Origin of the sequence: Pseudomonas sp. OST1909 (genome assembly GCF_015277575.1) — a bacterium.
Lineage (GTDB): Bacteria > Pseudomonadota > Gammaproteobacteria > Pseudomonadales > Pseudomonadaceae > Aquipseudomonas > Aquipseudomonas synxantha_A.
Genome location: NZ_CP063780.1, coordinates 3,433,016 through 3,456,907 on the forward strand (window position 1 = coordinate 3,433,016; position 23,892 = coordinate 3,456,907).

Annotated in this window: 18 protein-coding genes; 1 reads left to right on the plus strand and 17 read right to left on the minus strand. The window is 56.9% G+C overall.

Translation table 11 applies throughout. From position 1 onward, the window contains the following. Positions 1-46: 46 nt before the first annotated feature. The 17 genes from qatD to IH404_RS15105 all read right to left on the minus strand — a co-directional run bounded on the left by qatD (position 47) and on the right by IH404_RS15105 (position 21,535). Entirely contained in the window at positions 47-814 is a 768-nt protein-coding gene (qatD, locus tag IH404_RS15025; RefSeq protein ID WP_194438245.1) for a Qat anti-phage system TatD family nuclease QatD, read from the minus strand. Beyond that, positions 811-2,187 (minus strand): Qat anti-phage system QueC-like protein QatC, encoded by a 1,377-nt coding sequence (gene qatC, locus IH404_RS15030; RefSeq protein ID WP_194438247.1) that lies wholly within the window; start codon positions 2,185-2,187, stop codon positions 811-813. Before qatC ends, qatD begins: the two co-directional genes overlap by 4 nt. Next, positions 2,184-3,065, minus strand: a complete 882-nt coding sequence (gene qatB / locus IH404_RS28025) for a Qat anti-phage system associated protein QatB (RefSeq protein ID WP_347340288.1) — start codon at positions 3,063-3,065, stop codon at positions 2,184-2,186. Before qatB ends, qatC begins: the two co-directional genes overlap by 4 nt. Before the next feature lie 10 nt (positions 3,066-3,075). Further along, a complete protein-coding gene (gene qatA, locus IH404_RS15040) occupies positions 3,076-5,034 on the minus strand; it encodes a Qat anti-phage system ATPase QatA (RefSeq protein WP_194438249.1) in 1,959 nt (652 codons plus the stop codon). 142 nt (positions 5,035-5,176) lie between these two features. Continuing rightward, a complete protein-coding gene (locus IH404_RS15045) occupies positions 5,177-5,587 on the minus strand; it encodes a hypothetical protein (RefSeq protein WP_194438251.1) in 411 nt (136 codons plus the stop codon). A gap of 18 nt (positions 5,588-5,605) precedes the next feature. Continuing rightward, positions 5,606-6,592, minus strand: a complete 987-nt coding sequence (locus IH404_RS15050; protein ID WP_194438253.1) for a hypothetical protein — start codon at positions 6,590-6,592, stop codon at positions 5,606-5,608. Positions 6,593-6,608: 16 nt separating this feature from the next. Beyond that, positions 6,609-7,292 (minus strand): hypothetical protein, encoded by a 684-nt coding sequence (locus tag IH404_RS15055; protein ID WP_122881091.1) that lies wholly within the window; start codon positions 7,290-7,292, stop codon positions 6,609-6,611. Then, positions 7,277-8,209, minus strand: coding sequence for a TniB family NTP-binding protein (locus IH404_RS15060; RefSeq protein ID WP_122881092.1), 933 nt, complete (start codon positions 8,207-8,209; stop codon positions 7,277-7,279). The genes IH404_RS15055 and IH404_RS15060 overlap by 16 nt, the downstream gene beginning before the upstream one ends. Next, positions 8,206-9,999 (minus strand): Mu transposase C-terminal domain-containing protein, encoded by a 1,794-nt coding sequence (locus IH404_RS15065; protein WP_194438255.1) that lies wholly within the window; start codon positions 9,997-9,999, stop codon positions 8,206-8,208. The genes IH404_RS15060 and IH404_RS15065 overlap by 4 nt, the downstream gene beginning before the upstream one ends. 1,278 nt (positions 10,000-11,277) lie before the next feature. Beyond that, the gene (locus IH404_RS15070) at positions 11,278-13,554 is read right to left on the minus strand and encodes a TonB-dependent siderophore receptor (protein WP_242462609.1); all 2,277 of its coding nucleotides are present in this window, start codon (positions 13,552-13,554) and stop codon (positions 11,278-11,280) included. Positions 13,555-13,703: 149 nt separating this feature from the next. Next, a complete protein-coding gene (locus IH404_RS15075; RefSeq protein WP_122735052.1) occupies positions 13,704-14,687 on the minus strand; it encodes a siderophore ABC transporter substrate-binding protein in 984 nt (327 codons plus the stop codon). Then, on the minus strand, positions 14,684-15,466 hold the full coding sequence (locus tag IH404_RS15080; protein WP_194438257.1) for an ATP-binding cassette domain-containing protein: 783 nt from the start codon (positions 15,464-15,466) through the stop codon (positions 14,684-14,686). Before IH404_RS15080 ends, IH404_RS15075 begins: the two co-directional genes overlap by 4 nt. Beyond that, the gene (locus IH404_RS15085; protein ID WP_194438259.1) at positions 15,463-16,413 is read right to left on the minus strand and encodes an iron chelate uptake ABC transporter family permease subunit; all 951 of its coding nucleotides are present in this window, start codon (positions 16,411-16,413) and stop codon (positions 15,463-15,465) included. Before IH404_RS15085 ends, IH404_RS15080 begins: the two co-directional genes overlap by 4 nt. Further along, complete coding sequence (locus tag IH404_RS15090) at positions 16,410-17,354, minus strand: iron chelate uptake ABC transporter family permease subunit (protein ID WP_005788347.1); 945 nt, start codon at positions 17,352-17,354, stop codon at positions 16,410-16,412. Before IH404_RS15090 ends, IH404_RS15085 begins: the two co-directional genes overlap by 4 nt. Continuing rightward, entirely contained in the window at positions 17,351-19,108 is a 1,758-nt protein-coding gene (locus tag IH404_RS15095) for an ABC transporter ATP-binding protein (RefSeq protein WP_194438261.1), read from the minus strand. Before IH404_RS15095 ends, IH404_RS15090 begins: the two co-directional genes overlap by 4 nt. Then, entirely contained in the window at positions 19,102-20,880 is a 1,779-nt protein-coding gene (locus tag IH404_RS15100) for an ABC transporter ATP-binding protein (protein WP_194438263.1), read from the minus strand. Before IH404_RS15100 ends, IH404_RS15095 begins: the two co-directional genes overlap by 7 nt. Positions 20,881-21,016: 136 nt before the next feature. After that, positions 21,017-21,535, minus strand: a complete 519-nt coding sequence (locus IH404_RS15105; RefSeq protein ID WP_194438265.1) for a sigma-70 family RNA polymerase sigma factor — start codon at positions 21,533-21,535, stop codon at positions 21,017-21,019. A gap of 229 nt (positions 21,536-21,764) precedes the next feature. On the opposite strand from IH404_RS15105, the gene IH404_RS15110 reads away from it, so the two are divergent. After that, a complete protein-coding gene (locus tag IH404_RS15110; RefSeq protein ID WP_194438267.1) occupies positions 21,765-23,876 on the plus strand; it encodes a condensation domain-containing protein in 2,112 nt (703 codons plus the stop codon). The last annotated feature ends 16 nt before the right edge of the window (positions 23,877-23,892 follow it).

Below are 23,892 nucleotides of genomic sequence, written 5' to 3' on the forward strand. Positions count from 1 at the left end.
TGTCGATACACGCTTGGAGTAGGTACGCGTGATCATCTGGGCAGCACTAGCAACTACGCAGGAGGCTACCCAGGTTGCTAACAATCTGATTCGCGACCATTTCCAGATCGAGCTCCTTGAGCGAAGCGATCGCCTGAATCACATCGCTCACATCTCGAGGCGCTAATGGCCTTCCACCCGCCAGCACGAATGGCCCATCGGTTTCGGTGAGCATACGATCAAGTGGCAGCGATGCCACAAGCGCCCGGTGCTTCGTGGACTTCAACATCTCGATGTTGATCGAGAAGTAGCATCCGAGATCCAAAGCCCGCCTAGCCTCCGCCGCACTGCCAGTGAACCAGTGCAGCACGACCCTACCGCGATCGGGTGGAAGGAGGCGCTCGATGTGTCCCAGCACCTTTGCAGCAGTGCGGACGCTGTGCACTGTGAGGATCTTGCCACCCTGCTCAGAACAAGCCGACAGGATCCGGGAAAAGACCCGCTCTTGCGCCTCGAAGCTGGAGTAGAACCGAGGGCCAGCATCGAGACCAATCTCTCCGACGTATCGTGTCCCTTCCAGCAAGCGCTCGAACAGCGCGAGCTCCCCTTCACGCTCCGCCACCAGTTGCGGGTGCAAACCTAAGGCGACACGCACATGCTTAGAAGTACGAGCCAGTTCCTGATTTCGAGCCCAGGCCTTTGGAGTGGTGGTAACAGCGAGCGTGGCTACCCCTTCCCGATCGCACTCACGAATCAAGGCTTCATGGTTGGGGTAGAGATCCAAGTGGCAGTGAAAATCTACCCATCTTGGACGCTCGCGCGCTGTTTGGCTCATAGGGGCTGTGCCCTGACTCCAGTCAGATATCGATCGACTTCATTGAGCCCGTCCACATACACCTGCTCATACGCCTGATGGTCGTTCGGATGGTCGATCAAGGGGCCAGGGATGTGTATCTCGAACCTCGAACTGTTCGGCGCCCGCCGTAGCCGGCGGATGGCCATCTGGAATGAACGCACATGTGCTCCATCAGCCTTGTTCGTGTTCAAAACATCCGCGTGCAAGTCGGGAATCACATACGGGGTTCTATCATCGCCGCATCCATGGGCAATGGAGGCCCGCCGGATGATACAAGGAACGCAGAAGCCGCAGTGCTTGGGTTGCCGGTTGGTCGGATCCTTTTGGTATCGTGCCTTGCCCGGTGAGGAGCAGGACATGGTTTTGTGGACGTTCGCACGGAGAAATTCACCATCAGCGCACTGCTCGGCCATCTGCCCCTTAGTGCGATGTCCATACATGTTGTGCAACCGCATCCGAAGCCCAAGACCAGCAAAGAGCTCATTCACGCGAGCCATGTAGTAGGGGTGTGTTGTCCGCGTGCTCAGAGCGCCCAATCGCAGCGGATCCAGCGGGACATTCAGGGAGATCAGACCGTTCTCAGGAACATGGATCACCATCTCCTCGCCCGTGGCATTGGCCGCCAACGCCGCCAACGCGAAGAACAGGAATGAGCGCCCCCGCAGCGTATCTTCACCCTTTGTGTTGGCCACCAGGCCTTGCGGGAAGCCCACCCTGGCCTGTACCTGGTGGATCGGAGTATCAGGGTATCGCTCTTGGAGCGCCTCAAAGCATTGATCCTGATATTTGCTGGTGCTATTGGAGTCCCAGTAGTGGCTCACCAGCAGCGGAGACTCTCCTTGGGCCAGCAGGTCGATCGCACCAATGAAGCTGTCCATACCTCCCGAGAAAAGACACACGCTTGTGGGAGTAGCGCTCCGAAAGAGCTCCACGATGGGAGCCAGCTCCTCCAAGCCTTCAGGCCTGGCGCGGAAGATGACCCTCCATCGATCGCCGGTTAAGAAATGCAAGGTCGAGTCAAGCAGCGCTGACATCGAAGTCCACAACGCAGGATCTGCCACAGGCACGTAAAGGTCGATCTCACGCGTCCAGGCATTCTGGGATTCGGTCTTCCGGGATATCCGGGTATCAGCCGCCGTGAGCGCTCCGGCTACGAGGGCCAGGTCGATTGAGGTCTCGCTGGGGCGCATGCCCTTATTCGCAAGCTGATCGATCGCTTGCCCAATACCAAAGCTCAGACGCTGGTAACCATCCAGGAATGAAATTGCGGTTTCACTGCTCCCAGGGTGCTTAATCTCGATCGGGTCAATATCACTGGCGCCGAGCCTGCAGATGATGCTGTGGTGTCTCATTGTGCTGCCTCCCCTGCAACGGCAATGATCTCAAAGGCCGACTCGTAAATTCGGCTGATCACGCCCTGGATGTCCTGGTCAGTCAGCCCTGGCAATCCCTCCAGTCGATCGGATAGCCGTCCGCGCGTGGCGCCGGTAATGAAGTCGTGAAGCTCCGTCTGCATACGCTCGACCGCGTCAACGTCATCGGGAATGGTCACACCTCGCTGACCAAGGTCGGCCATCACCATTCCCTCGATCGACTGCGACACGAAATCCAGGAAGAATTCGTTCATCTGCTCGGGCGTCATTTCATCGAACGTGGTTTCGCCGGACTCGGCGAGCGCGATGACATTCTCGAGCATGGCCTGACGTGCCACCGCCTCGTCGATCGCTCCGCCGGCGGGACATACAAACTCAACGAGGGCCATGAATACTTCAGAAGATGGGCGGCCTGCCAGGCCATTCAGATTCAGCCGACGCAATACCTCGGCTGCACCGAAGCGCTGCACATCCCTGATGACGCCAAGCAGGCGCCCCGCTGCTGCACGGGACGCCCCCATGCGCCGAGCAGCACGCCCAGCCCCGCCTGTCCCGCTTCGCACGTAGCCGGAGAGAGCTCTACCCAGCGCGCTGCGGCTTCCTGTTCTGGCAAAACGTGTGAACTGTGTTCGAGCTGGCTGCAGCTTGGCCGTGCCATTGTTGTCTGCAGGACGCTGCCCTGACTGACCTCCCTGCCCTGGCTGATTAGGATTGTTCGGACTGTTTGGATCGCTGGAAGGATTTGAGGGCTGCCCAGCTTCACCGGATTGACCCGGTGTAGTTGCAGGCGCCACATCATCCACCCAAGACGGAACCAGTCCAGAAACAGATCCCCCGTAACCTTTCGATGTTCCCATGCTGCATTCCTTAGCGTTTCGGGCCGAGATCCAACAATTGCTCAGCGGCTACTTTGAGTTTTTTGTTCTCGACCTGTGCGGCCCACTGTTCTTGAACGGCCTGGAGCGCTGATTTTGCGGCTGGCTCAACCAAGCACTCGCTGAAAGAGGACGCCGCCCAGCCACCCAATCGCTCGACAGGTAGTCCCCGTATGAATTCGAGCAGTCGGTTTTGAAGCCGTGGCTGTTCTTTGACTAGGCCAACCAGACCGTCGATGCCCTGAGGGCGCTTATCGAAGATGTCTCCCAGGAGGATACGATCCCGGATCGCATCGAAGACCTCTTCAGAATCAGGAGCGGACAGCTCTCGCATGCTGTTGAGCACAGGCGCGCTTTTCAACTTCATACGTGGGCCCATCAGGGTCTCTACCAATGCTTCAAGCTGACTAGTGGCTACGAAGCCTGCGAGGGAGCTGCGCTTGTCCCTGGTGACAAAGACGTAAGGCCTCAGATCAACACCGGCGAGTGTCGGGTCGATCCGTGCCCAGTTGAGCGCCCAGTCACTTTTAAGCCATTGCTGAAGCTCAGCACCGACGGCCACGGCCACCTTGGGTTTAGCTTTTCGCTCACCCGTATCCTGCTGGTCATCCTCGACTTCCTGAGGCGCGGCCCTCGCCCGCTTCTCAAGCCCGGCGAGAGCCTCTGGTGCGCCGTCCTGCGCCAAGGATGCGAGCCTCGCGATCTGCTCGTAGAAATCGCTGTAGAAGCGCTCAGCCAACATGATCTTCGCCAGGATTGGCCGGCTGATCTCATTGCCAAACCCACGCGCTTCAGCAATCGCCTGGCGGAGCATCATGGAGTTCAGGAATCGCTTGATCTGGCGTGGGTTACCCCGTGTGCCTTCACTCAGGATCTTGGTGACATGGGCGCTGATGGTGATCGCCTGGCTAACCTCCTCGGTCAGCGTTCCGCCCATGGCCGTCTGCACGACGCTGCGCTCGAGCCCCTTGCTCTTCCACGGCCGCTTCATGTCCTCTCGGGCGATGTCCAGCAACGCTTGGAACTTGGAATTGGTGGCGCCCAGGGCATTCTCAAGCTGCAGCAAGGTGATGTAGACACGCGTCTCGGCCAAGCCAAGCGCCGGGATGCGGAACGGTACCTGGATGAGCTTTTCGAGGTAGTTGCGGGCGTAGTTCGACGGGCCTGAGCTTTGCGGGAGGTCTGGAAAATGCTCACGCACTGCATATTCGATCATGGCTTCATCAGCACCGATAACGAACGCGGTGCGCTCAACGAACAGGAACAGCCGTATCGCTTCCAACGTTTCGATTGCCGTTTTCGGCAAGCACCTGTCCAGGTCGTCCACGATAACAACGAGCTGGTCGATGTCGGCGGCGTCCAGCAGCTCTTTGAATTCCTCTCGGAATTTATGGATGTGCTCAGGGAGCTTCTCGGAGTCGTCACCGCCCTCCTTGAGGAAGTCACCGATCTTTTCGGCGGCACCCTTTAGATCATCCTTGCTCACATGATCCAATGGGTTTGTAACCACGGACGTGACCAGGTCATACACCCCCTTCAACTGATCCATGGTGGGGATGCCGGTCATGGCAGTGAACGCGAAGCCGCCGGCTTTGCGCGCGACCTTCAGCCAATCGACACGCTTGAGCACCTTGGCAGCAGCGACTTTCACTTTTGCCGAGTTTGGCCTGGCTCGCTTCAGCTCATCGACGATCGTCTCGATGACTACCGTTTTGGCGTCTTCAAACCCTTCGAACGTCCAGCCGTTAAACCAGATGCAGCAGACACGATCGTTGGCTTTGAGCTCATCCTGCGTCATGCGCAGGACGCTGGACTTACCGGCACCCCAGTCCCCGTGCACACCAATGGTGATGGGGGTGTCAGGCGTATCCTTGATGAGCTTCACAACCGTTTTGGAGATCGCGCTGTAGTACAGCAAGTCCGTTGCGGTTTCCTGGTCGTTCAAAAACACTGCGCTGTCCCTCGCCTGCAATTTGCTGATGGGATGCAGTTATACAGGCAATGGGCCATCAAACGCTAATGGCAGCTGTACTTGAATCGGCACATGGAGAGTTAGCTCAGGTGCCCTGATAAGCCGAAGTTTGAGGTAGGCTCTACATGAGATATCGATTGTAACGAGCCACTGCATTGTTCATGAGCGAGTCAAAGACAGGCCTGGCGATGTACCGCACTACTGCCTGGCTTCCATACACTAAAACGGGATAGTCGTAGAAAAACTCCATCAAAGCGTCGACCACATCAGCGGTACGCTGCGTTTCGCTCAGACCATGAGCATTGATCCACCCAAGATTGGTCAAGCATGAAGGTAACGGCCCTGGCAGCATTAGCCTAACAGTGCCTACCTTGCTCCTAAGCCGGTCTGACGCATGAAACCAGGCCAGTATTTTTCTCGACGGGAATGAAACGAACACCCCAACATCCGCTTGCGGCCCGAAAGCTGCGCCATCCTCGGTGACGGCAATTGGGATGCAGAACCGAATCTGCGTAACGAACTGCAGCAGCATATTTCCTCCAGATGATAACTATCGCCCCCTGCCACCAAACCCTGCAATAAACTCAGTCAGGTAAGGGCTGAAAATTTTGGTTGAGAGCTGAGTCAATTGGGCGAGGAGCTGGCTCCCATGCTCTGGAGTAAATACGTTGGACGATCGACCTAGCCCGGCGGCGCTATCGAAAAAGTAATGACGTCGGTCAAATGATTGAAGATACTCCTCCACCGCTAGACGCTCATCCTCTGCCAAAACATCCAACATCAAGCCAGCCAGAAGTATTGCCAGCTGCCTACGCACTACCGAGCTCACTAATGGCCCTAAATTTAGGTTATATCGAAAAAGCCGAACATCTGTGCCAATCGATTGCCTAGGGAACAAAGAATGAATAATTCCATAGCGGGGATAAAGAAATATTCGAACTATAGTCTGAATCAGACGCCACTCAGAATCATTCCCGCCACTCGCGGCACTAATCTCAACACTGGACATAAATGCCTGTACTGACAGCAACGCGCCGACCACCTTAGGAGTCAGAGAACGACGGGGAAATTCCACGGAACTTGACTGGGCATGGTAGTAGGAAAAAATCTTCACCGCCATATTAAGTTTGTAGCTTTGCTTTCCGGGCGTGTCGAGTAGCGGAGCTATATGTATAGGGCAAACAGTTTGAATAACTGAACACCACTCAGTAAGCATTGTTGGGAGCTTGAATGACCGAATGTGATCACAGAAGCATTCGTAGCAGAATGACCCGCGATAATAGCGCGGTATCAACCAGGAACTTTTGGGTGCGAACATAGAAAGATCAGAAGCCCTAACCCCAAGCCGTTCAAGCGCGATACTGCTGAACTCGCTTGGTAAACAAAAGTCAGGATCGAAATCAACACGCTGCATACAAGATTGGTAGATCTCCAACAGATCATCGATAGATCGACCTGCATCGGTGGGTATTGCCCCTTGGCGGTACAACCAGGATGTAAAAAGCTCATTTGAGACTGAGAGGATGGCGCCATTCATTTGATATGCTTATTCCTTATTTCCACTTATGCTTCAAAAGAGGATGACAAAGATGCTGCATGGTTGAAGCGAGATTACCGCCTGTAATTTCATACAGCCGGGTTAGTTCAAGGTTCGATACGTCGTGCAATCCAAGCGATGCGGTGATGCATTGAAAGTGATCAATGAACTGCGACAGACCTGAAAAGCTACGTAAATAAAACTCATAACGTCTTTGAGCCCCATCAATATCATTGTGACGGATACTGTGGTCGCGATCCCATCTGGACAATGTCTGAGAAATGATCAAGCTCATACCCGGCAACGCTGAAGCAATCTTGCTCAAATGCCCTATAGCCATTTTCCTCATTGGGATAGTTACAGCAAAATCATCGATATCTTCAATAAGCACTCCGACGATTGGTTGCAGCTCTATGAGAGGGGATATAAAGGCTGGAACAGGTGCCCGGTGTGAGATACCCTCAGCCCCTAGCCCCAAATGATAATAAAATGCTTCAAGCAGGTTGCGCCCACTTATGGCCGGCCTCGATGTTAGAGGAACACATGCTGACCCAATAGTGTTCGTTATCTTTTCCATCAATGTCGAAAGGCCTGAACCTGGCTCAGCATTCAGTATTATTATAGTTGGCTCAGGCAGCTTCAACTGATCCGATACCAGGTTATAAATTTCTTGCTGACATGGAGTCATGCAGGGAGCCATGGCTGCTCCTGCTTCGAGATGTCAGCATTACGGTCGACCTTAGGAATATGCAAGTTAAATCCAAATCGCATCGCGATGTCACGCAACCGAGGGAACTGCTCAAGCGTAATGCGTTCGACTCCCGAGTCAATAGCATCCATGGCGAGGCATTTCATGATCTTTACAACGTTATCCATGATCTTATATGACTCAGTATGGATTAGCGTTCTAATCTCAGGACATGCGAGGTCGGATTTGAGCTTAAGTGGCAGGTGGGCCTCATACGTCGCAAGGAAATCAACGAAATCTTGCCCCAGCTCCCAATCCTTGATTGCAAACTGCACAAAGCGCCGATCAATGATACGATCCAGCATGAGGATGCTACACGCCTCTGTATTTCCAAACGCGATTACGCATAATTTCAGAGTACCCGAGAGATTACGAAGCAGTGAAAGCAGTGTACGTTTCTGTGCGTACGGCTGAAGAAGTGCATCATTTAACTCATCTATGACTATGGCGCAAATATTGTTTGCTCTGATATATTTTAAGATTAGATCTTCTTTGTCAGCAGTGCTACGGCGACCGACCTCAATGCCAAACGCTTCCAAGAGACGATCATGTAGCTTGAAGCGATTAGTATTTTCGGTTAGTTCGATAAAAACCATTTTCCTGTCAGAGTTTGCGCTGAGAAATTTCAGCCGATGCCACGCAGCTGATTTTCCATCACCGCCTGCTCCGTGGATAAAAATGCAAGACGATTGAATCTGGTTGTGGGTATACAGCATGTGGCTAATGCATTCAAACATCAAAGCGAATTTTGGGGTATCGATCCAAAAGTCATGCCTGCAGATTTCAATACGCTCAGCCGCAGAAAGCTCAAGATTAAGGCGAAGTTCTGGTAAGACGTGGTCGTACAAGAGGGAAGCGTCCATAGTCATTTTTTGAACCTATCAACTATTATTGTTGGCTGCAAAATTTCGGGCGAACCTCGGCCACTGTCGATAATACGTGGCGCGCCAATTACGGGCTGGACTGCTGGATGAGCGGGTAGCCGCTCCGACTGTGCTGTAATATCTTTGGGTGGCCTTGGCGTTTTTTTTGACTGTGTCTCAAACGCAATTGCTTGTTCGCGCTGCCGTTGCTGGGCTGCAAATGCATACTCATCATCAATAAGCCCTGCAGGCGCGCTATGACCGACGTGCCTGGCGCTAGATAAGGCTTTATGGCTGCTATAAGACTCCCAGTTTCTGGATAGACGATCCTTGGTATACGTGCAGGGGACATTTAGAAATCTCCCAGGAACCATAATCCAGATCGAATCTAGGTTATAAGGCTGAAACCTTAACTCAACATTTTTTGCTCCAATATACGGTTCAAGCTCGGGACTATAATATCTCCTGCCCGAAAAATTTACTCCATAGGGTTGAATCGTATGATTGTAAGACGGCGCCAGAAAATCAATCTCAAAGCGTTCCTTTCGATCCGGACTAATCACCCTGTCATGATCTAAAAGCCCTTGGGAGTCGTAATAAAACCACGCCTGACGCGGAGTGCTTTGTAAGCCTTCATGCACCGTCCCATGGTAAATAATCGCTTGTTCAAGCAACCACTTACCACATTCCACTATGTCATACTTAGCGTCTAGCTCTGGAGTTAAGCCTGCTCGTTGAATCACATTACTACCTGTGGTTCCGGGTAAGAAGTGCACTTCCCCCATGAATGTGCCTATCACGCGCTCGATTAACCCGCCGAACCACTTTTTGTCGACTGGGCGATGATCCCAATCCATCCCCCATCTGTTGCACGTTGCCATGAATCGAGGACTTGTGAACTCAGCAGCATTGTCCGTATATATCAAAAAGGGGATGCCGTAAAATGGATATGCCTTGGGATCAATCCCGTAGAGCTCTAAAAACCTAGACTTGTCCTGGACTGCAAAGGCTAGAGCGCTTGCTACAGTTATTAAGTTCGGGGGGCGGAAGCTCAGATACATCCCAAGTATCACCCTTGTGAGAGCACACATGATCATTGTCAACCAAGGGCGCCCTAGCAAAACCTTGCGATCAAACTGGTCGACTAAAAGCATGTCAACCATAGTGTGATCCATCTGCACTTGCTGAAGCACACGCTCCATGATTTTTTTCTTGGGCTTCGGCTTGTATTTGTTGTCGCCCGCCTCCTTACCATACTTTCTGTAATACTTTTCTTTTTCCGGCTTTGCACCCACAAATCTCCTACATTGATACCTGCTGGGCGGCAACTCATCTTCAGGTACCAGTCCTTGTGCTCCCTTCCAAACTTTCGCCGATGATGCTTTTGGCCCCTTGTAATTCTCTTGATATGAAAGTTCGAGGGCGCTGAGCTGGCCCGGCGTTAACTTATGGTTTCCGGGCTTAGTTCCGCGCTTTTTTCTAGTTAGCTCAAGATAGCTAGTTGACTGTAAAAATGACCTATAGAGATTGTAGAACTGGCTTTTTTTGACCTCCAAAAGCTCCATCGCTTTGGCTTGACCTATCAACCCTAATCTCAGTTGCTTGAATATCGCATCGCGCTTCCGCGCAAGGCGTAATTCCGCTTCACTCACATTGAGAGCTTCATAAGGCACCGCGGATTGAGTAACTGTAGCGTTAGCTGGCTTCCAAGGCCGTGGGATTTTCAGGGGTGGAACCTTAACTCGAACCGGCTTGGAAGCATGTATAGTTATGGCCGTGCGAATTTCCTTACTCACCTTAGTTATCACCTGTCATGTCGAACTGATAGTAGTAATCAACCCTCCGAGACCCATTAACTCTTACATGCTCGTGGTTAACACCATCACTTTACTTCACTAAAATGGTGAGGCGACTTCTTGCAACCATGACTCTGCGCCACCGTCAGAATGATCTTGGTTGAGGTAATCGCTGCCGCTGGTAAGTGTCCGGCGCTCGCCTACATCTAAACCTTTTGCAGCCGTATGCCGGCCAGATCTTCATGGACATGCAGTCCCCTCACGCAGGACTTACGTTTTGGTAGACGACTACTGAAACCTATCAGAAGACTACACGTCAGTTGCTAGTGACAGACGCTAGCTTACAACGCCGATAGTTACAACAACTTTTATTAACTCACTACTGTCAACAAACTGGCAGTCCGAATAATGCTTAAATTGATATTTGAGCATTGGTATTTATTTAGTATTTTTTTTCGATTTATTTTTCCTGTCAGAACAATCACTTGTGAGCGAGCAATTTAATTACCTATAAATTGAAATTTTGCAATACATAAATAAAGCGACTATCCGATTACCCCTAGACATGGTTATAGCACTTGAGAGAATGCGAAATTTTTCGTCTATTAAATCGCGTCTCTTATGAGTGCAGGATAGAATCTGCATCCCTGATGTATGGCCTGAACCTCGTTCCAGAACTGAATGTACTTTCGCCTGGACGCTTTCTTGGCATGCAACCATCGGCTTCCTTGGGCTTGTTGGGTAGGATTTAAACGAGCCATTTAGGCGCTTAGGATAGCGAACGCGTTGAATTCAACCTCTGAATAATGATTGCGGACTGCCAGTCTGTTTCCCGGCGATGACTAACCGCCGTTGACAGCTGAGCTCGCGGCGAGGTCGCGACAAAGCCCCTTAAAGACATTCGCGCTTGGCCTGTGGCTGAGTTCAGGACGTGGCTAGAGGTTGTCGTACAACTGTTCGACTAAACACCCGTTCAGTGCAGTCGTTGAGTGGAAAATGGCTGGAATTGCAGCTTTTTACCGGAAAACAGAAATCTGTTTTCCAATCTAGAGCTAGCACTGTTCACTTCTATCAATGAAATCAATGGCTTATGCGATTCCGATAAATCGGTGCCCGTCACATCTGCTGCCCTCTCTCAACGGGCCATGCACTTCGTGTTCATGGCGAGTCCTACTCGTGTTGGCTATCTGAAGGCTCAATTATCGCGGGAATTTTTCGCAGCGTTGAAACAAGCCAGCGTGGATGCGTCCCAGGACGCCTCCACGCTTGGCTTGAGGGTTAAAAGTCCACCGAGGCCGACAGTTGCAGCGTACGTGGCGTACCCAGGCCACCGGACAATCCGCTGCCGTCGCCACCGTTGTACGAACCGATCCAATAAGCACGGTTGGCCACGTTCTCGACATTGGCGCGCAAGGTCACTGGCTTGGACATGACTTTGGTGGTGTAGCGGCCGCCCACATCAAACACGGTGTAGGACGGCAGTTCCATACGATGGTCGTCGGTAACGTAGCGGCTGCCAACGTAGTTGGTGTTGGCGGTCAGGGTCAGCCCCGGCACCATCTCAAGGTCGTATTCGGCGCCCAGTTTGGCGATGATCTTCGGTACGCCGGTCACTTGGTTGCCTTCGTTGGATTTGACCAACGCCTTGGTCAGTTCAGCCTGAGTATAGGACGCGCCGCCCATCAGGCGCAGGCCGGGTTGGACTTCACCGAAGAAACTCCATTCCACGCCACGGTTACGCTGCTCGCCGTTGGTGGCGTAAATATTGGTGATGGGGTCGGTGTAGGCGCTGGGTTTTTCAATCTGGAACACGGCCAGTGTCGTGGCGAAGGTGCCCAGGTCGAACTTGGCGCCGACCTCATACTGCTTGGTCTGGTAAGGGCTGAGGATTTCACCCGAGTTGGCGGCGCTGGTGGGTGCCGTGCCCCCTTGGGACAAACCTTCGATGTAGTTGGCATAGAGCGAAACATCATCGGTGACCTTGACCAGCAACGCTGTCGCCGGCGACACCTTGCTGTCGCTGTAGCGGGACGTCTTGACCCGGGCCGGCGTCAGGCTGGCGCTTTCCACGGTCTGGTTGCGCCAGCCCACGGTCCATTGCACGCGGCCATCGAGGAACGACAGAGTGTCGAGGAACGCAAAGCTTCTCAGCTTGGCTTCGCTGCGGGAGGTGACGGCGCCGTATTTGCCCAGAGGCGGTGTTGCACCGAAGTCGAGGTTGTCGTAGTTGGTGACTACATAGTTGGGGATCATCAAATCCTTGAAGCTCATCTCCGATTTGTACTGGGTGGCTGCCACAGACCAGGCGTGGCCTACCGGGCCGGTGTCGAAAGTGCCCTTGAGGCCGGCTTCACCGGACTTCTGCGTGCCCTGCCCGTCCGAGCGATAAGCCAGCACGTCGATGTCTCCGGCGTTGTTGATCAACGTGTCACGGGTCATCAGGGCATTGCGGCCACCGTCGCGCTGGCCATAGGCGGCAAAGGCGGTGAGCGAGTCATTCAGGTCGACCTCGCCACGGATCAACACGGTTTCGGTGTCGTTGATGGTGTAGGCCCAGTCGGGCGCCAGGGAGTTATCGCCCTTCTTCGGGCTGGGCACTTTATTGACCGTTGGCGAGATGCCGAAAATACCGAAATAGTTGGCGCCATCCAGGCGCTCACGCTGCTTGTAAGCGTCCAGGGACAGGCGTACGCGCTCAGTGCGCCAGTCCAGGCCCAGGGCGTTGAGTTGCATCTTTTGCTGCTGGTCGTCCACGTTGGTGTCGCCATCGCGGTACACGCCGTTGTAGCGGATACCGAACTGGTTCTGCTCGCCGAAGCGCCGGCCCACGTCAGCGTGGGCGCCATACAGCCCGTTGGATTCGTAACTGGTGGTGAGGCGCGTCAGCGGCTCGTCGGCGGCGCGCTTGGGCACCATGTTGATGCTGCCGGCGACGCTGCCATCGGGCGGCATGCCGTTGAGCAGCGCAGACGGGCCCTTGAGCACTTCGATACGCTCGGCCAGTTCGGTCGAGCCGCGCAGGTTCGGCGCCATGCCGGCAAGGCCGTTGAAGGTGATGTCGTTGGCGCTGGTGTTGAAGCCGCGGATGAAGAAGGTTTCGAGGATGGCCCGCTTGGACGGCACGTTGACCGACGGGTCAGTGGCGCCGATTACCGAGCCGATGTCCTTGGCCTGGTGGTTGCGCACGAATTCATCGGTATAGCTGATGGCGTTGAACGGTGTTTCCATGAAGTCCTTGTTGCCCAGCAGCCCGATACGACCGCCCGTGGCGACCTGCCCACCCGCGTACGCAGGTGGCAGGTCGTCGGTGGCGAGCCGCTCGCCGTCGATGATGGTTTCCGACAGCACCAGGCTGTTCTTTTCCGCTTCGGCCCGGACCTGGGTGGCCGGCTCCGGTTCAGGCGCCGCCGACACTGCCGGCGAGCCGCCGCTCAACCCGAGCAGCAAGGCCATCTGCACGGCGCAGAACGTACGGTTCAAGGTAAACGGGAAAGTACGCGGTGTAGCCTGGAATAAATCAGGGTGGGCGCGAGTTGGGCGGCCGTGTTCCGACATGCTGGATTCCTTTCGATGCGAAGTATTGAAGTGCATTCACTAGGTTTCCGTACCAGAACTACAAACCCTCAATCTAAATGATAAATATTCCCAAAAAAAAGCCGCGACCTGAATGGCAGCGGCTTTGGGTACCACGACGCGTGTCTGGATCAGCCTTTGTAGCCTTCGACCACCTCGTCCGCCATGCGGTTAAGGCAGGTCACACTGGCCGTGCACAGGTACCAGGTCTGGGCGTCGACGAAGACCACCCGGCCGTTGTTCCATGCCTTTGTCTTGCGCAGCAGTGGGTTGTCGAGGCTCTTGAGGTCAAGGGCCGGGCGGTGCTCCATCACTGCCGTGCGGTCGATGATGTACAGAATGTCCGGGTCGGCCTGCTGAATGAACTCATTGGAAATCGGCTGACCATGCAAGCCGGCCTCGATGTCGGTGCTGGCCGGTTTAACGCCCAGAGTGTCGAACACAAAACCGTAGCGCGATTTCACGCCGTAGGAGGTGAAGGCACCATTGTTATGCAGCACGATCAAGGCCTTCTCGGGGCGACCGGCAGTGACTTGGCGGGTCTGCGCGACCTTGGCATCCATTTGCGCCACTTTCTGGCGGGCGAGTTCCGGCTTGTCGAGGATACGTCCCAGCAGGGTCAAATGGGCCTTGGCGGTCTCGATGAGATTGCCTTTTTTGTTGGTCAGGTCCATGTCGTCGTACACGGTTGGAGCGATCTGGCTGAGTTCCTTATAGCTCTGGGCCTGAAGCGGAGAGATCAGGATCAGGTCGGGCTTGAGCGCATGCAGGCGTTCCAGGTTGGGCTGGATGGTCGAGCCCACATCCGCGACATTCGTGTCGTCACGGTAGCGAGTGAGGAAGCTGGTAACGTAGTCCTTGGCGATACCGACCACAGGGGCACCGAGTTGATCCAGGGTGTCGAGCTCGCTCATGTCGAAGGCCACTACACGCTGGGGCAACTGAGTGACCACGGTGGTGCCCAGCGGATGCTCGATGGTGATCGGCGCGTAGGCCGCCTGCGCCACGACTGGGGCCTTGGCCTCTGGCGCCGGTTTGTCACACCCCTGCAGCCCCGCCGCCACGGCCATCGTCAGCAGTAGCGCGTGCATTCTGTTCGTGCGATCAGTGCTCATGTCAGTTCCCTTGAAGGTGATGGGTTGAAGTAGTTGCAAACGAAGCCTTGTTGGCTGTGCAGAATCTCGAAATCCAGGTCGAACAGTTCGCGCAGGTTGGCCTCAGTCACTACCTGGTCGACTGGGCCGTGACGATGGATGGCGCCGCCTTTCATCGCCACGATATGGTCGGAATAATTGGCCGCGAAGTTGATGTCATGCACCACCAGGATCACCGTGCGACCTTGCTCATCACACAAGCGGCGCAAGGCGCGCATGATTTGAACACCGTGCTTCATGTCGAGATTATTGAGCGGCTCATCCAGCAACAGATAATCGGTTTGCTGAGCGATCGTCATTGCCAGGAACGCCATCTGCCGCTGCCCGCCGCTGAGCTCGTCGATGTAACAAAGGCGCAGCGGTTGCAGTGAAAGGAAGTCGATGGCCTCGTCGATCACCACCCGGTCCTGGGCGGTGAGCGCGCCTCGGCTGTAGGGGAAACGCCCGAAGGCCACCAGCTCTTCGACGGTGAGGCGCAGGTTGAAATCCGGCGACTGACGCAAGGTGGCGACGCGCTTGGCGTAGTCGCGTACCGGTACGTCGGCGATGCTGCGCCCGCCCATCAGTACATCGCCACGGGTAGGCGGCAACAGACGGGCGATCAACATCAACAAGGTGGATTTGCCCGCCCCGTTGGGGCCGATCAATGAGGTCACCTGCCCCGGTGGGAACTGCACACTGACGTCACTCAGCACATGCTTGGCGCCATAGGCTTTGTAGACGTGTTGGAGAGAGATCATGCCGTGCCTCGGGTTCGGATCATCAGCGCGAGGAAATACACACCGCACAGCAGGTTGATGAGAATGCTCACGGAGGTGTTGTAGTTGAACCATTGCTCCACCAGATACTGAGCGATGATGAAAATGCCAATAACAATCGCACAGCCCAGAGGCAAGGTGACCCTGTGCCGCGTGGTGCGGGCCAAGGCATAGGCGATGTTGGCGACGAACACGCCCATGAACGCGGTCGGCCCCACTAGGCTGGTGGACACCGCTACCAGAACGGCGATCAGTGCCAGTTGCAGGCGCACGCTGCGTGGGTAGTCGACCCCCAGGGAAATCGCCTGGTCACGTCCCAGGGCCAACACATCGAGCACCGGCAACGTGCGCTGGGCGATGAAACACACCACCGCCACCAATACGCCCGAATAGATCACCTGCCCCGTTTGCGCCTTGTTGAAGGAGGCGTAGTTGAATCCCTGGAAAATCGAGAACTCCCCGGGGCTGATCTTCAACTGGATGAATTGGGTGAAGGTGCCCATCACCATGCTCAACACCAACCCCAGCAGCAACAGCAGGTACACGTTGTGACTGCCGTCGCGCAACAGCCACCGATGGAGGAGCCACGAATAGCCGAGCATCAACAGCACCGATAACAGCACGTTGCCGTCACGCCCCAGCAGCACCAGGCTCTGGGTACCCAGCACCAGAATCAGCAACGCCTGGAACAACAGATAGATTGCCTCATAGCCCATGATGGCCGGCGTGAGGAGGCGGTTGCCGGCGATGGTCTGGAAAATCACCGACGAATACGCAATGCACACGCCGGCAATGCCCATTGCGGCCAGGCGGGTAAGCCGCTTGGGAATGATGTAATCGAAATCCAGGCCTGAGCCCAGCAACAGGAACCCAAGGGCCAGCAATAACACCAGCAGCCAGGGGCCATAACGGGTAGCCAGGTGTTTCATGCGTACTTCCGGATCAGCAGCACCAGGAACACCACACCGCCAATGCAGCCGGCAGTCAGGCCGATCGGCACTTCGAAGGGGTAGATCAGCAGGCGGCCGAGGATGTCGCAGGCCAACAGCAACGAGGCACCGCACAGGGCGACGATGGGCAGCGTGCGCTCCAGGTTTTCACCGTAGTGCAGGGCAACCAGATTGGGAATCACCAGCCCGACGAAGGGGATCGCCCCCACGGTAATCACCGTGGCGGAGACGGTAACGGCGACCAACATCAAGCCCAGCGCCGCGTTGGCGGCGTAGTTCAGGCCCAGGCTGCTGGCCATGCCCTCCCCCATGCCCAGTACGGTGAAACGATGGGCATACAGGTAGGTCAGCACGACAATGGGCAGGATCAGGTAGATGATCTCGTAATTGCCCTGCACGATCTTCGAGAAATCGCCGAGCATCCAACCCTGCATGCTCTGCAGGATGTTGTGACGGTAAGCGTAGAACTCGGCGACGGCGCTCAGCACGCTGCCGTACATCAGGCCGATCACCGGCACCATTACGGTGTTCTTGAACTGGATGCGCCGGATGATCGCGACATAGATCAGGCTGGCAGCAAAGCAAAAGGCCAAGGCAAACAGCATTCTACCGGCGGCCCCGGCTCCCGGAGCTACCGTCAGGGAAATCAGGATGCCCAGCTTGGCGGCATCCAGCCCACCGCAAGTACCGGGCTCGACGAAGCGGTTACGCACGATCTGCTGCAGGATCACCCCGCACACGGCCAACCCGACCCCGGTGAGGATCAGCGCGGCCAGGCGTGGCAGCCGGCTCGCGGTGAGGGTCAGCCAGGCGTCGTCGGAAAAGCTCAGCAGCTCGACCCACGACACCTGCTTGACCCCCACCATCAGCGACAGGCCGCACAGCACTACAAACAGGACGACTAACGCTGCACGACTCAAGAACCGCCCTCACCCGCGATACGCCAGCCTTTTGCCGCCCTGCGCTGGGCGAGAAAGTGGGCATACAGCCCAGGCTTGGCGCTCAATTGGGCATGGGAACCTTGTTCGCTGAGCTGGCCTTGATCGAGCACCAGGATCTGATCGGCCATGACCACGGTCGAAAGCTGGTGGGCGATAACGATCAGCGTGCGTTTGCCGCGCAGCCGCGCCAGCGCTTCGGCGATGGCGGCCTGGTTCTCGGCATCAAGGGCCGCGGTGGCTTCGTCGACCAGCAGGATCGGTGCATCCTTGATCAGCGCACGGGCGATGGAGATCCGTTGGCGTTCGCCACCGGACAACCGTGCCCCGCCCTCGCCCACCGGCGTGTCCAGGCCCTGGGGCAGTCGCTCGATGATTTCCAGCACGCCGGCTTGTCGCGCGGCTTCCATCACTTCGGCATCGCCGGCCGCGGGTTTGCCGATACGGATGTTGTCGGCAATGCTGCCCTGGAACAGGTAGGCATCCTGGAAGATCTGGCTGATCTGGCCGGCCAGTTGCTCACCGGACATCTGGCGCACATCCACGCCGCCGATGATCACGCGGCCTTGGGTCACATCGAAGAAGCGTGCGATCAAGCGCACCAATGTGGTCTTGCCCGAGCCGGAAGCACCCACCAGTGCGGACATGCTGCCCGGTTCGATGCGCAGGCTGACATCGCGCAGCACCTCGGGATGGCCCTCGGCATAAGCGAAGCTGACATTGCACAGCTCGACGGAGCTATCGACAGGTGCCTCGGGTGCCTGTGGCTGCGGCAGTGGCTTGACTGCAAAAATCTCGCGCACGGCGCCCAACTGGCCACGGGCACCGCGCAGCACTTCGCTGTAACCGGCCACTTCCAGCAGCGGGTCGATGAAGCGGCTGACCAGCAATAGCGTAATCATCACGGCGATGACCGAGCCCACTTCCAGACCGGCGCCCAGCAGGTCGCCCAGCCACAGGGTGGCAGCCACCAGCAGCGCAGCAAAACCGGCCTGCACCGCCCACGCATTGAACACCACTGACATCGCCGATACGTGGATCAGATGCTTCGCAGCCTGCTGCTGGCGAGCGATGGCCTGTTCGAGGAACTGTGTACCGCCGTCCTCGCCATTGAAGGCACGCAGTACCGACTGCGCCTGGGCGAACTCGACCATGCGCTGGCTGGTCAGGGCGGCGTTATGCTGGAAGTCGTGGTCGGCTCGCTGCCCCAGCCGTGCAGTCAACACGAACACGCCCAGCAACACCGGCAGGGTCGCCAGGGCAACCAGGCCCATTTGCCAGTGCAGGGTGAACAGCGCGATAAGAATCACCACCGGCGTGACCACACCGGTCAACAGTGGCGTGAACACGTGTGCGGGCAACTGCGCCATTTCCATCATGCCCGAAGTCGCCAGATGGCTGAGCCGCGCCGTGTTTTGCGCGCTGAACCAGCCTACGGGCAACTTCGCCACATGGTCGCCAAGGCGGTGGCGGCCGCGCTGGAGCACGGCGATGCCGACGCGGATACCGGCTTTTTCCACGCTGCGTCGCAGCGCCCAGCACACCACTACACCGATGGCCAGCGCGATCAGCCATTGCGCGGCGGCGTGGGTATCACCACCCAGCAGGTGGGTGAGGATCGGCACCAGCATGACAATCGTCACCCCGCAGAGCAGGCCATAGACCAGGGCCATTGCCAGATAGCGGCGCAATACCGAGGCATCTTCGCCGAGCAGTTGAATAAAGGTTTTCAGCATGACGACACCGCCTGTTCCTTGGCTTTTTCATAACCGCCCAACGCCCACAGCCTGGCGTAGCGACCTTTGCGTGCGAGCAACTCGGCGTGGGTGCCTTGCTCGCAGAGGGTGCCGTTGTCGATCAGGATGATCTGGTCGGCGTGCATCACCGTGTCGAGCCGGTGAGCAATCACCATAAGGGTGCGACCCTGGGCGAATCGCGACAGGGCTTGTTGCAGCTTCACCTCATTTTCGGCATCGGCTGCCGCCGTGGCTTCATCCAGTACCAACACGGGTGGGTCGAGCAACACGGCGCGGGCGATGCTGACGCGCTGCAACTCACCGCCGGAGAGCTGTACATCTTCACCGATCACCGAGTCATAGCCCCGTGGCAGGTCCAGGATGCGTTCGTGGATGTTCGCAATACGCGCGGCGGCCTCGATTTCCTGCTGGCTGGCCGAGGGACGGCCCAGGGCAATGTTGTCGCGCAGGCTGGCGTGAACCAGGCGCACTTCCTGCAACACGAAACCGATGCGCCGGTACAACTGGGGGCTCTCGATATGGCGCAGGTCGACGCCACCCAAGGTGATACGCCCTTCGGTCGGGTCGAAAAAACGCAGCAGCAGGCGGGCCAGGGTCGACTTGCCGGAACCTGATGCGCCGACAATGGCGGTCACCGTGCCTGGCTTGAGGGTGAAGCTAAGGTCCTGGAGCACCGGGGATTGGTCGTTATAGTGGTAGCTCAGGTGTTCGACGCGAATTTCAGCGTTTGCAGGCAATTGTGCTGAGGTGCCTGGCAGGGTTTCGAGCACAGGGGTTTCCAGCAGGGTTTGCACGCGCTGGGCAGCGGCGGTCGCGTTGTTCAGGTCGTGAGTGATATAGCTCAGCAGCAACAGCGGCGCGCAGATGCCCGGGGCGACCAGGGCAAACGGCAGGATGTCTACCGGAGCCAGCCAGCCCTGGCTCACCCCCAGCGTACCGAAGGCCAGCACCACGCCGAGTACCGCTACGGGCGTGATCATGGCGTGGGCGTTGGCCATCGCGCTGACCAGTGGCCGGGTAAAGTCGGTAAACGCAGCAGCAAAGTCATCCACGGCATCCCGGTAGCTGCCATGGGCCTTGCCCTCGGCGCCAAATGCCTTGACCACGGGAATACCGTTGACAAACTCGACCACGGCATTGTTGATGCGCATCATGCCGGCGCCGAACGCTTGCATGTTAGCCCCACTGGCCTTGGTGGCGCGGGTGAAAAACAGGAAAAACAGCGGGAATGGCAACAGCGAGACAATCGCCATGCGCCAGTCCATGGCAAACAGGTAAAGGACAGCGATGATCACAGCCCCAAGCGTACGGCCGAGGGTGGTGAAAAAGTGCGCCGTCAAGCTGTGCAAGGTGCCGATGTCATCCTGCATCGCCTGCTTGACCTCACCCGAAGCACGACTGGTGAACCAACCCAGCGGCACCCTGGCCAACCGACGGGTGATGGCCTGGCGCAGGTGGCCCGTGATGTGGTTGTCGGCCAGGTGCGCGACCATCTCCCCCAGCGAAATCAAGGTCATGCCGAGGAACAGGCAAGCCAGACTGACACCGACCACTTGCCAGACTGGGCCTTGCAACTGGACCCAACTGGCTGCGTCACTCATGGCCAGTTGAGCAATATGGGCAATGCCAGCCAGGGGCACCATGGTCTGCATGGTTCCAAGGGCGGCCAGTACCGCGGCAAGTATCAGACGCCCGCGAATGGGGCGTAATACCTGGGATACCGAACCGACGGGTGTGTCTTTAACGCTCATGAGCTCTCCTGAATAACCACTGCCGGCCACCGTGTGGCGTACCTGGCGTCCTTTGCGTTCGAGCGTTTTGCACGGTGCATACCGTGTATTCCGAACGACACGGCGAAAACCTCAACGGCGCTGCGGATTTAATTGTTCACAGCCCGGCCGCCGATGCGAAGGGATGGCACGCCCGCAGGCCCGCCGCGATGTATTTTTCGACAGAAGACACCGACACTTTCAATTCCGCGGCGATGTCCCGATGGCCCATGCCATGCAGCTTGCACAGCAACAGTGCTTCGCGGGCCTTGGGCGGTTTGGCATGCAGCGCGTCATCGATTTGCACCAGCGCCTCGGTGGCCAGCGCCCGCACCTCTTCCGACGGCACCAGCGGTTCGGCCTGCTGCATCAAGGTTTCGAGGTGGCAGGCTTCGCGGTGACGGCGACGATACAGGTCAATCACCATGCCTTTGGCGATCTGGGACAAGTGGCAGCGCGAGTCTTCAATCGAAGGCACGCGGCCCTTCTTGATGAGGTTGAGATAGATATCGTGGGCCAGATCCGCAGCATCCACCGAATTGCCCAGCTTGCGCCGCAGCAACCTGCACAACCAGCGGTGATGGTCGACATACAGCTTTTCGAATTGCTGCTTGGACGCAAACGCTCCGTTGTTCACAACACCTCTCCTGAGACGAATCCACCCGCGATCAGCTTTTGACTAATGCGAATATGTATGATTATTATTTGTGATCATACGGTGTTCATAAAGCCCCTGCAACGCAGCCGGATTGCACGTCCTTTGACGCCCGGGTTCCCAGGCGTTACACCAGACCGAGGATGGGTCTGTCGGCACTTGGTGCCATCTCTACTTCTTACTGTTCAGTCTGATAAGGCGGGAAACTTCCATGATGGAACTCACTCCAGATACGTTTTCGAAACGGTCTGCCACCGATTACGAAGCGCATATTTGGCTCTTGCAGCAGCAATATCCCGAGCGCATTCTCAGGCACTTGAGTGCCTGGAAACTCGACGCGGATGTCGACCCCGCAAGGCTGGAGTCAGCACTCCAGGCGGTGATCGAATCAATCCCTGAGCTGAATGCCCGCTATCAGTTCAACGATGACGGCGAAGTCGACAAGGTCCAGGCGCGCGACTGGCAAGCGTGCATCGAGCGCATTCAGGTAACCGGTGACGCCAGTCACTACCTGCTCCCCGAACAAGCCGCGCCGTGGGACGCTGAGCACCAGCCGCCGTTCAAGGCGCTGATAATGCAAACGCCGGAGGCGCCCATCCTCGCACTGGTCCTTCACCCGATTCTTGACCAGACCTGCCAGGCGAACGACCTGTACCGCAAGATCATGCACACAGTTGATACGCCACTGCCTTGGCTGCACCGCCAGGCGGACATCGGCGAGAACGCCGCCCAAACCGAAACACCTGACGTTGCAGCCATCATCCTCGCCGAGTTCCGCGAAGCCCTGGCGGAACCGGGCATGTTGGCGACAGATGACTTCTTCGACTTTGGCGGCCACTCGCTGCTGGCCACCCGCATCATCGGCAAGCTGTTGAGCAGCCACAGCATCGAAGTCCAGTTCAATGATTTCTTCAGCGCCCCCTCGGCAACCGCCTTGGCGGCGCGCGCCCAGGTCATCGCGAGAGACGCTGCGCCAACGACCGCCACCGGCTCGCCGCAAGACGTACAAAAAGCACCGTTTGCACTGGCCCAGGCATCCCTGGGACGCGCTTACGCCGCCTTCGAATTCGGTACGATCTTCAACCTGCCGTTTGCCGTGGAGTTTCTTGACACGGTGGACGAAGTGCTGTTCGAGCAGGCATTCCATGACCTGCTTGAGCGCCATGCCAGCCTGCGTAGCACCTTCCACTTCGAGAGTGACGAGGCATACCAGCAAATCGTGCCGACCTCTCAGCTATCGCAGTTCAAGTGGTTCTGGCCGAGCCGCGAAAGCCAGGGCGTCACCCTGCAAAGTGAAGCCACCTATCAGTTCGATCTGACCCGCGAGTTACCCCTGCGGGTGCGCTTCATTCAGGGCTCGCAACATCAACGCCAAACCTTGTCGCTGCTCGTCCACCACATGGCCATCGATGAATGGTCGCTCAACGTGATGATGGAAGAACTGGCCCAGGCTTACCTGGCCCGTGCAGCCGACAAAGCGCCCGTCTGGAAAAGCCCGGCACCGTCCTTCCATGAGTTCGCCGTGCGCCAGCAAGCCGCCGGGATCAACCGGAAGCACCTCGACTACTGGACCAGTATGCTGCGCGACGCCACCCGTGGCCTGACGCTGCCCTCCTCCGAGGCACAGCCCGCACAGGTTTCGACCAAGGCCCAGTGGTTCGAGATCAAGCCCACCCAGGGCACGACCGACCACCTGTACGCCTTCGCCCGCCAGAACAACGCGTCACTGTTCGGCGTGGTTTATTCGGCAATCGTGCTTTCCCTGTACAAGCTCGGCGATTTGAAAGACCTGGTAGTGGGCACGTCGGCTTCCGGTCGCACAGACCCCGCGTATTACGACACGGTCGGCTACTTCACCACCATGGTCGCGCACCGCGTGCAATTCGATGCTCGGCAAGCCGTCGGCGCCATGATTGAAAGCGTCAGTCGCTTGATCAACGACTCGATGGCCTACGCCGATGTGCCGATGGAGCAGATTCAACAGGCCCTGGGCATGACGCCGGCGGATGGACTGCTGTTCGACGTGTACATCCAGATTCACGCCAACAACGCCTTGAACGGCGCCCTGAGCACACCGGACAACGGCGCAATCCGCTACCGCCAGATTGACCCGGACAAGAACCAGTCGATGTTCGGTATTCAGTTCGAGATCATGGAAAACACACTCGACGGCAAGCGCGCATTGCGCCTGGTGATCACCTACCGTTCGGATCGTTACAGTGCAGAACAGATGGCTCGCATGAGCGCCACGATTGAGCAGATGTTCGCGCTGTTTGCGACACCTGGCGCCGATGGCATCACCCTGGACCACATCCGCGTCTGACCTTCAACAGGGCCTT

Coding starts and splice junctions, on each gene's coding strand:
- qatD (WP_194438245.1), bottom strand. CDS start 814: ATGAGCCAAACAGCGCGCGAGCGTCCAAGATGGGTAGATTTTCACTGC.
- qatC (WP_194438247.1), bottom strand. CDS start 2,187: ATGAGACACCACAGCATCATCTGCAGGCTCGGCGCCAGTGATATTGAC.
- qatB (WP_347340288.1), bottom strand. CDS start 3,065: ATGGGAACATCGAAAGGTTACGGGGGATCTGTTTCTGGACTGGTTCCG.
- IH404_RS15045 (WP_194438251.1), bottom strand. CDS start 5,587: ATGCTGCTGCAGTTCGTTACGCAGATTCGGTTCTGCATCCCAATTGCC.
- IH404_RS15050 (WP_194438253.1), bottom strand. CDS start 6,592: ATGAATGGCGCCATCCTCTCAGTCTCAAATGAGCTTTTTACATCCTGG.
- IH404_RS15055 (WP_122881091.1), bottom strand. CDS start 7,292: ATGGCTCCCTGCATGACTCCATGTCAGCAAGAAATTTATAACCTGGTA.
- IH404_RS15060 (WP_122881092.1), bottom strand. CDS start 8,209: ATGACTATGGACGCTTCCCTCTTGTACGACCACGTCTTACCAGAACTT.
- IH404_RS15070 (WP_242462609.1), bottom strand. CDS start 13,554: ATGTCGGAACACGGCCGCCCAACTCGCGCCCACCCTGATTTATTCCAG.
- IH404_RS15075 (WP_122735052.1), bottom strand. CDS start 14,687: ATGAGCACTGATCGCACGAACAGAATGCACGCGCTACTGCTGACGATG.
- IH404_RS15080 (WP_194438257.1), bottom strand. CDS start 15,466: ATGATCTCTCTCCAACACGTCTACAAAGCCTATGGCGCCAAGCATGTG.
- IH404_RS15085 (WP_194438259.1), bottom strand. CDS start 16,413: ATGAAACACCTGGCTACCCGTTATGGCCCCTGGCTGCTGGTGTTATTG.
- IH404_RS15095 (WP_194438261.1), bottom strand. CDS start 19,108: ATGCTGAAAACCTTTATTCAACTGCTCGGCGAAGATGCCTCGGTATTG.
- IH404_RS15100 (WP_194438263.1), bottom strand. CDS start 20,880: ATGAGCGTTAAAGACACACCCGTCGGTTCGGTATCCCAGGTATTACGC.
- IH404_RS15110 (WP_194438267.1), top strand. CDS start 21,765: ATGATGGAACTCACTCCAGATACGTTTTCGAAACGGTCTGCCACCGAT.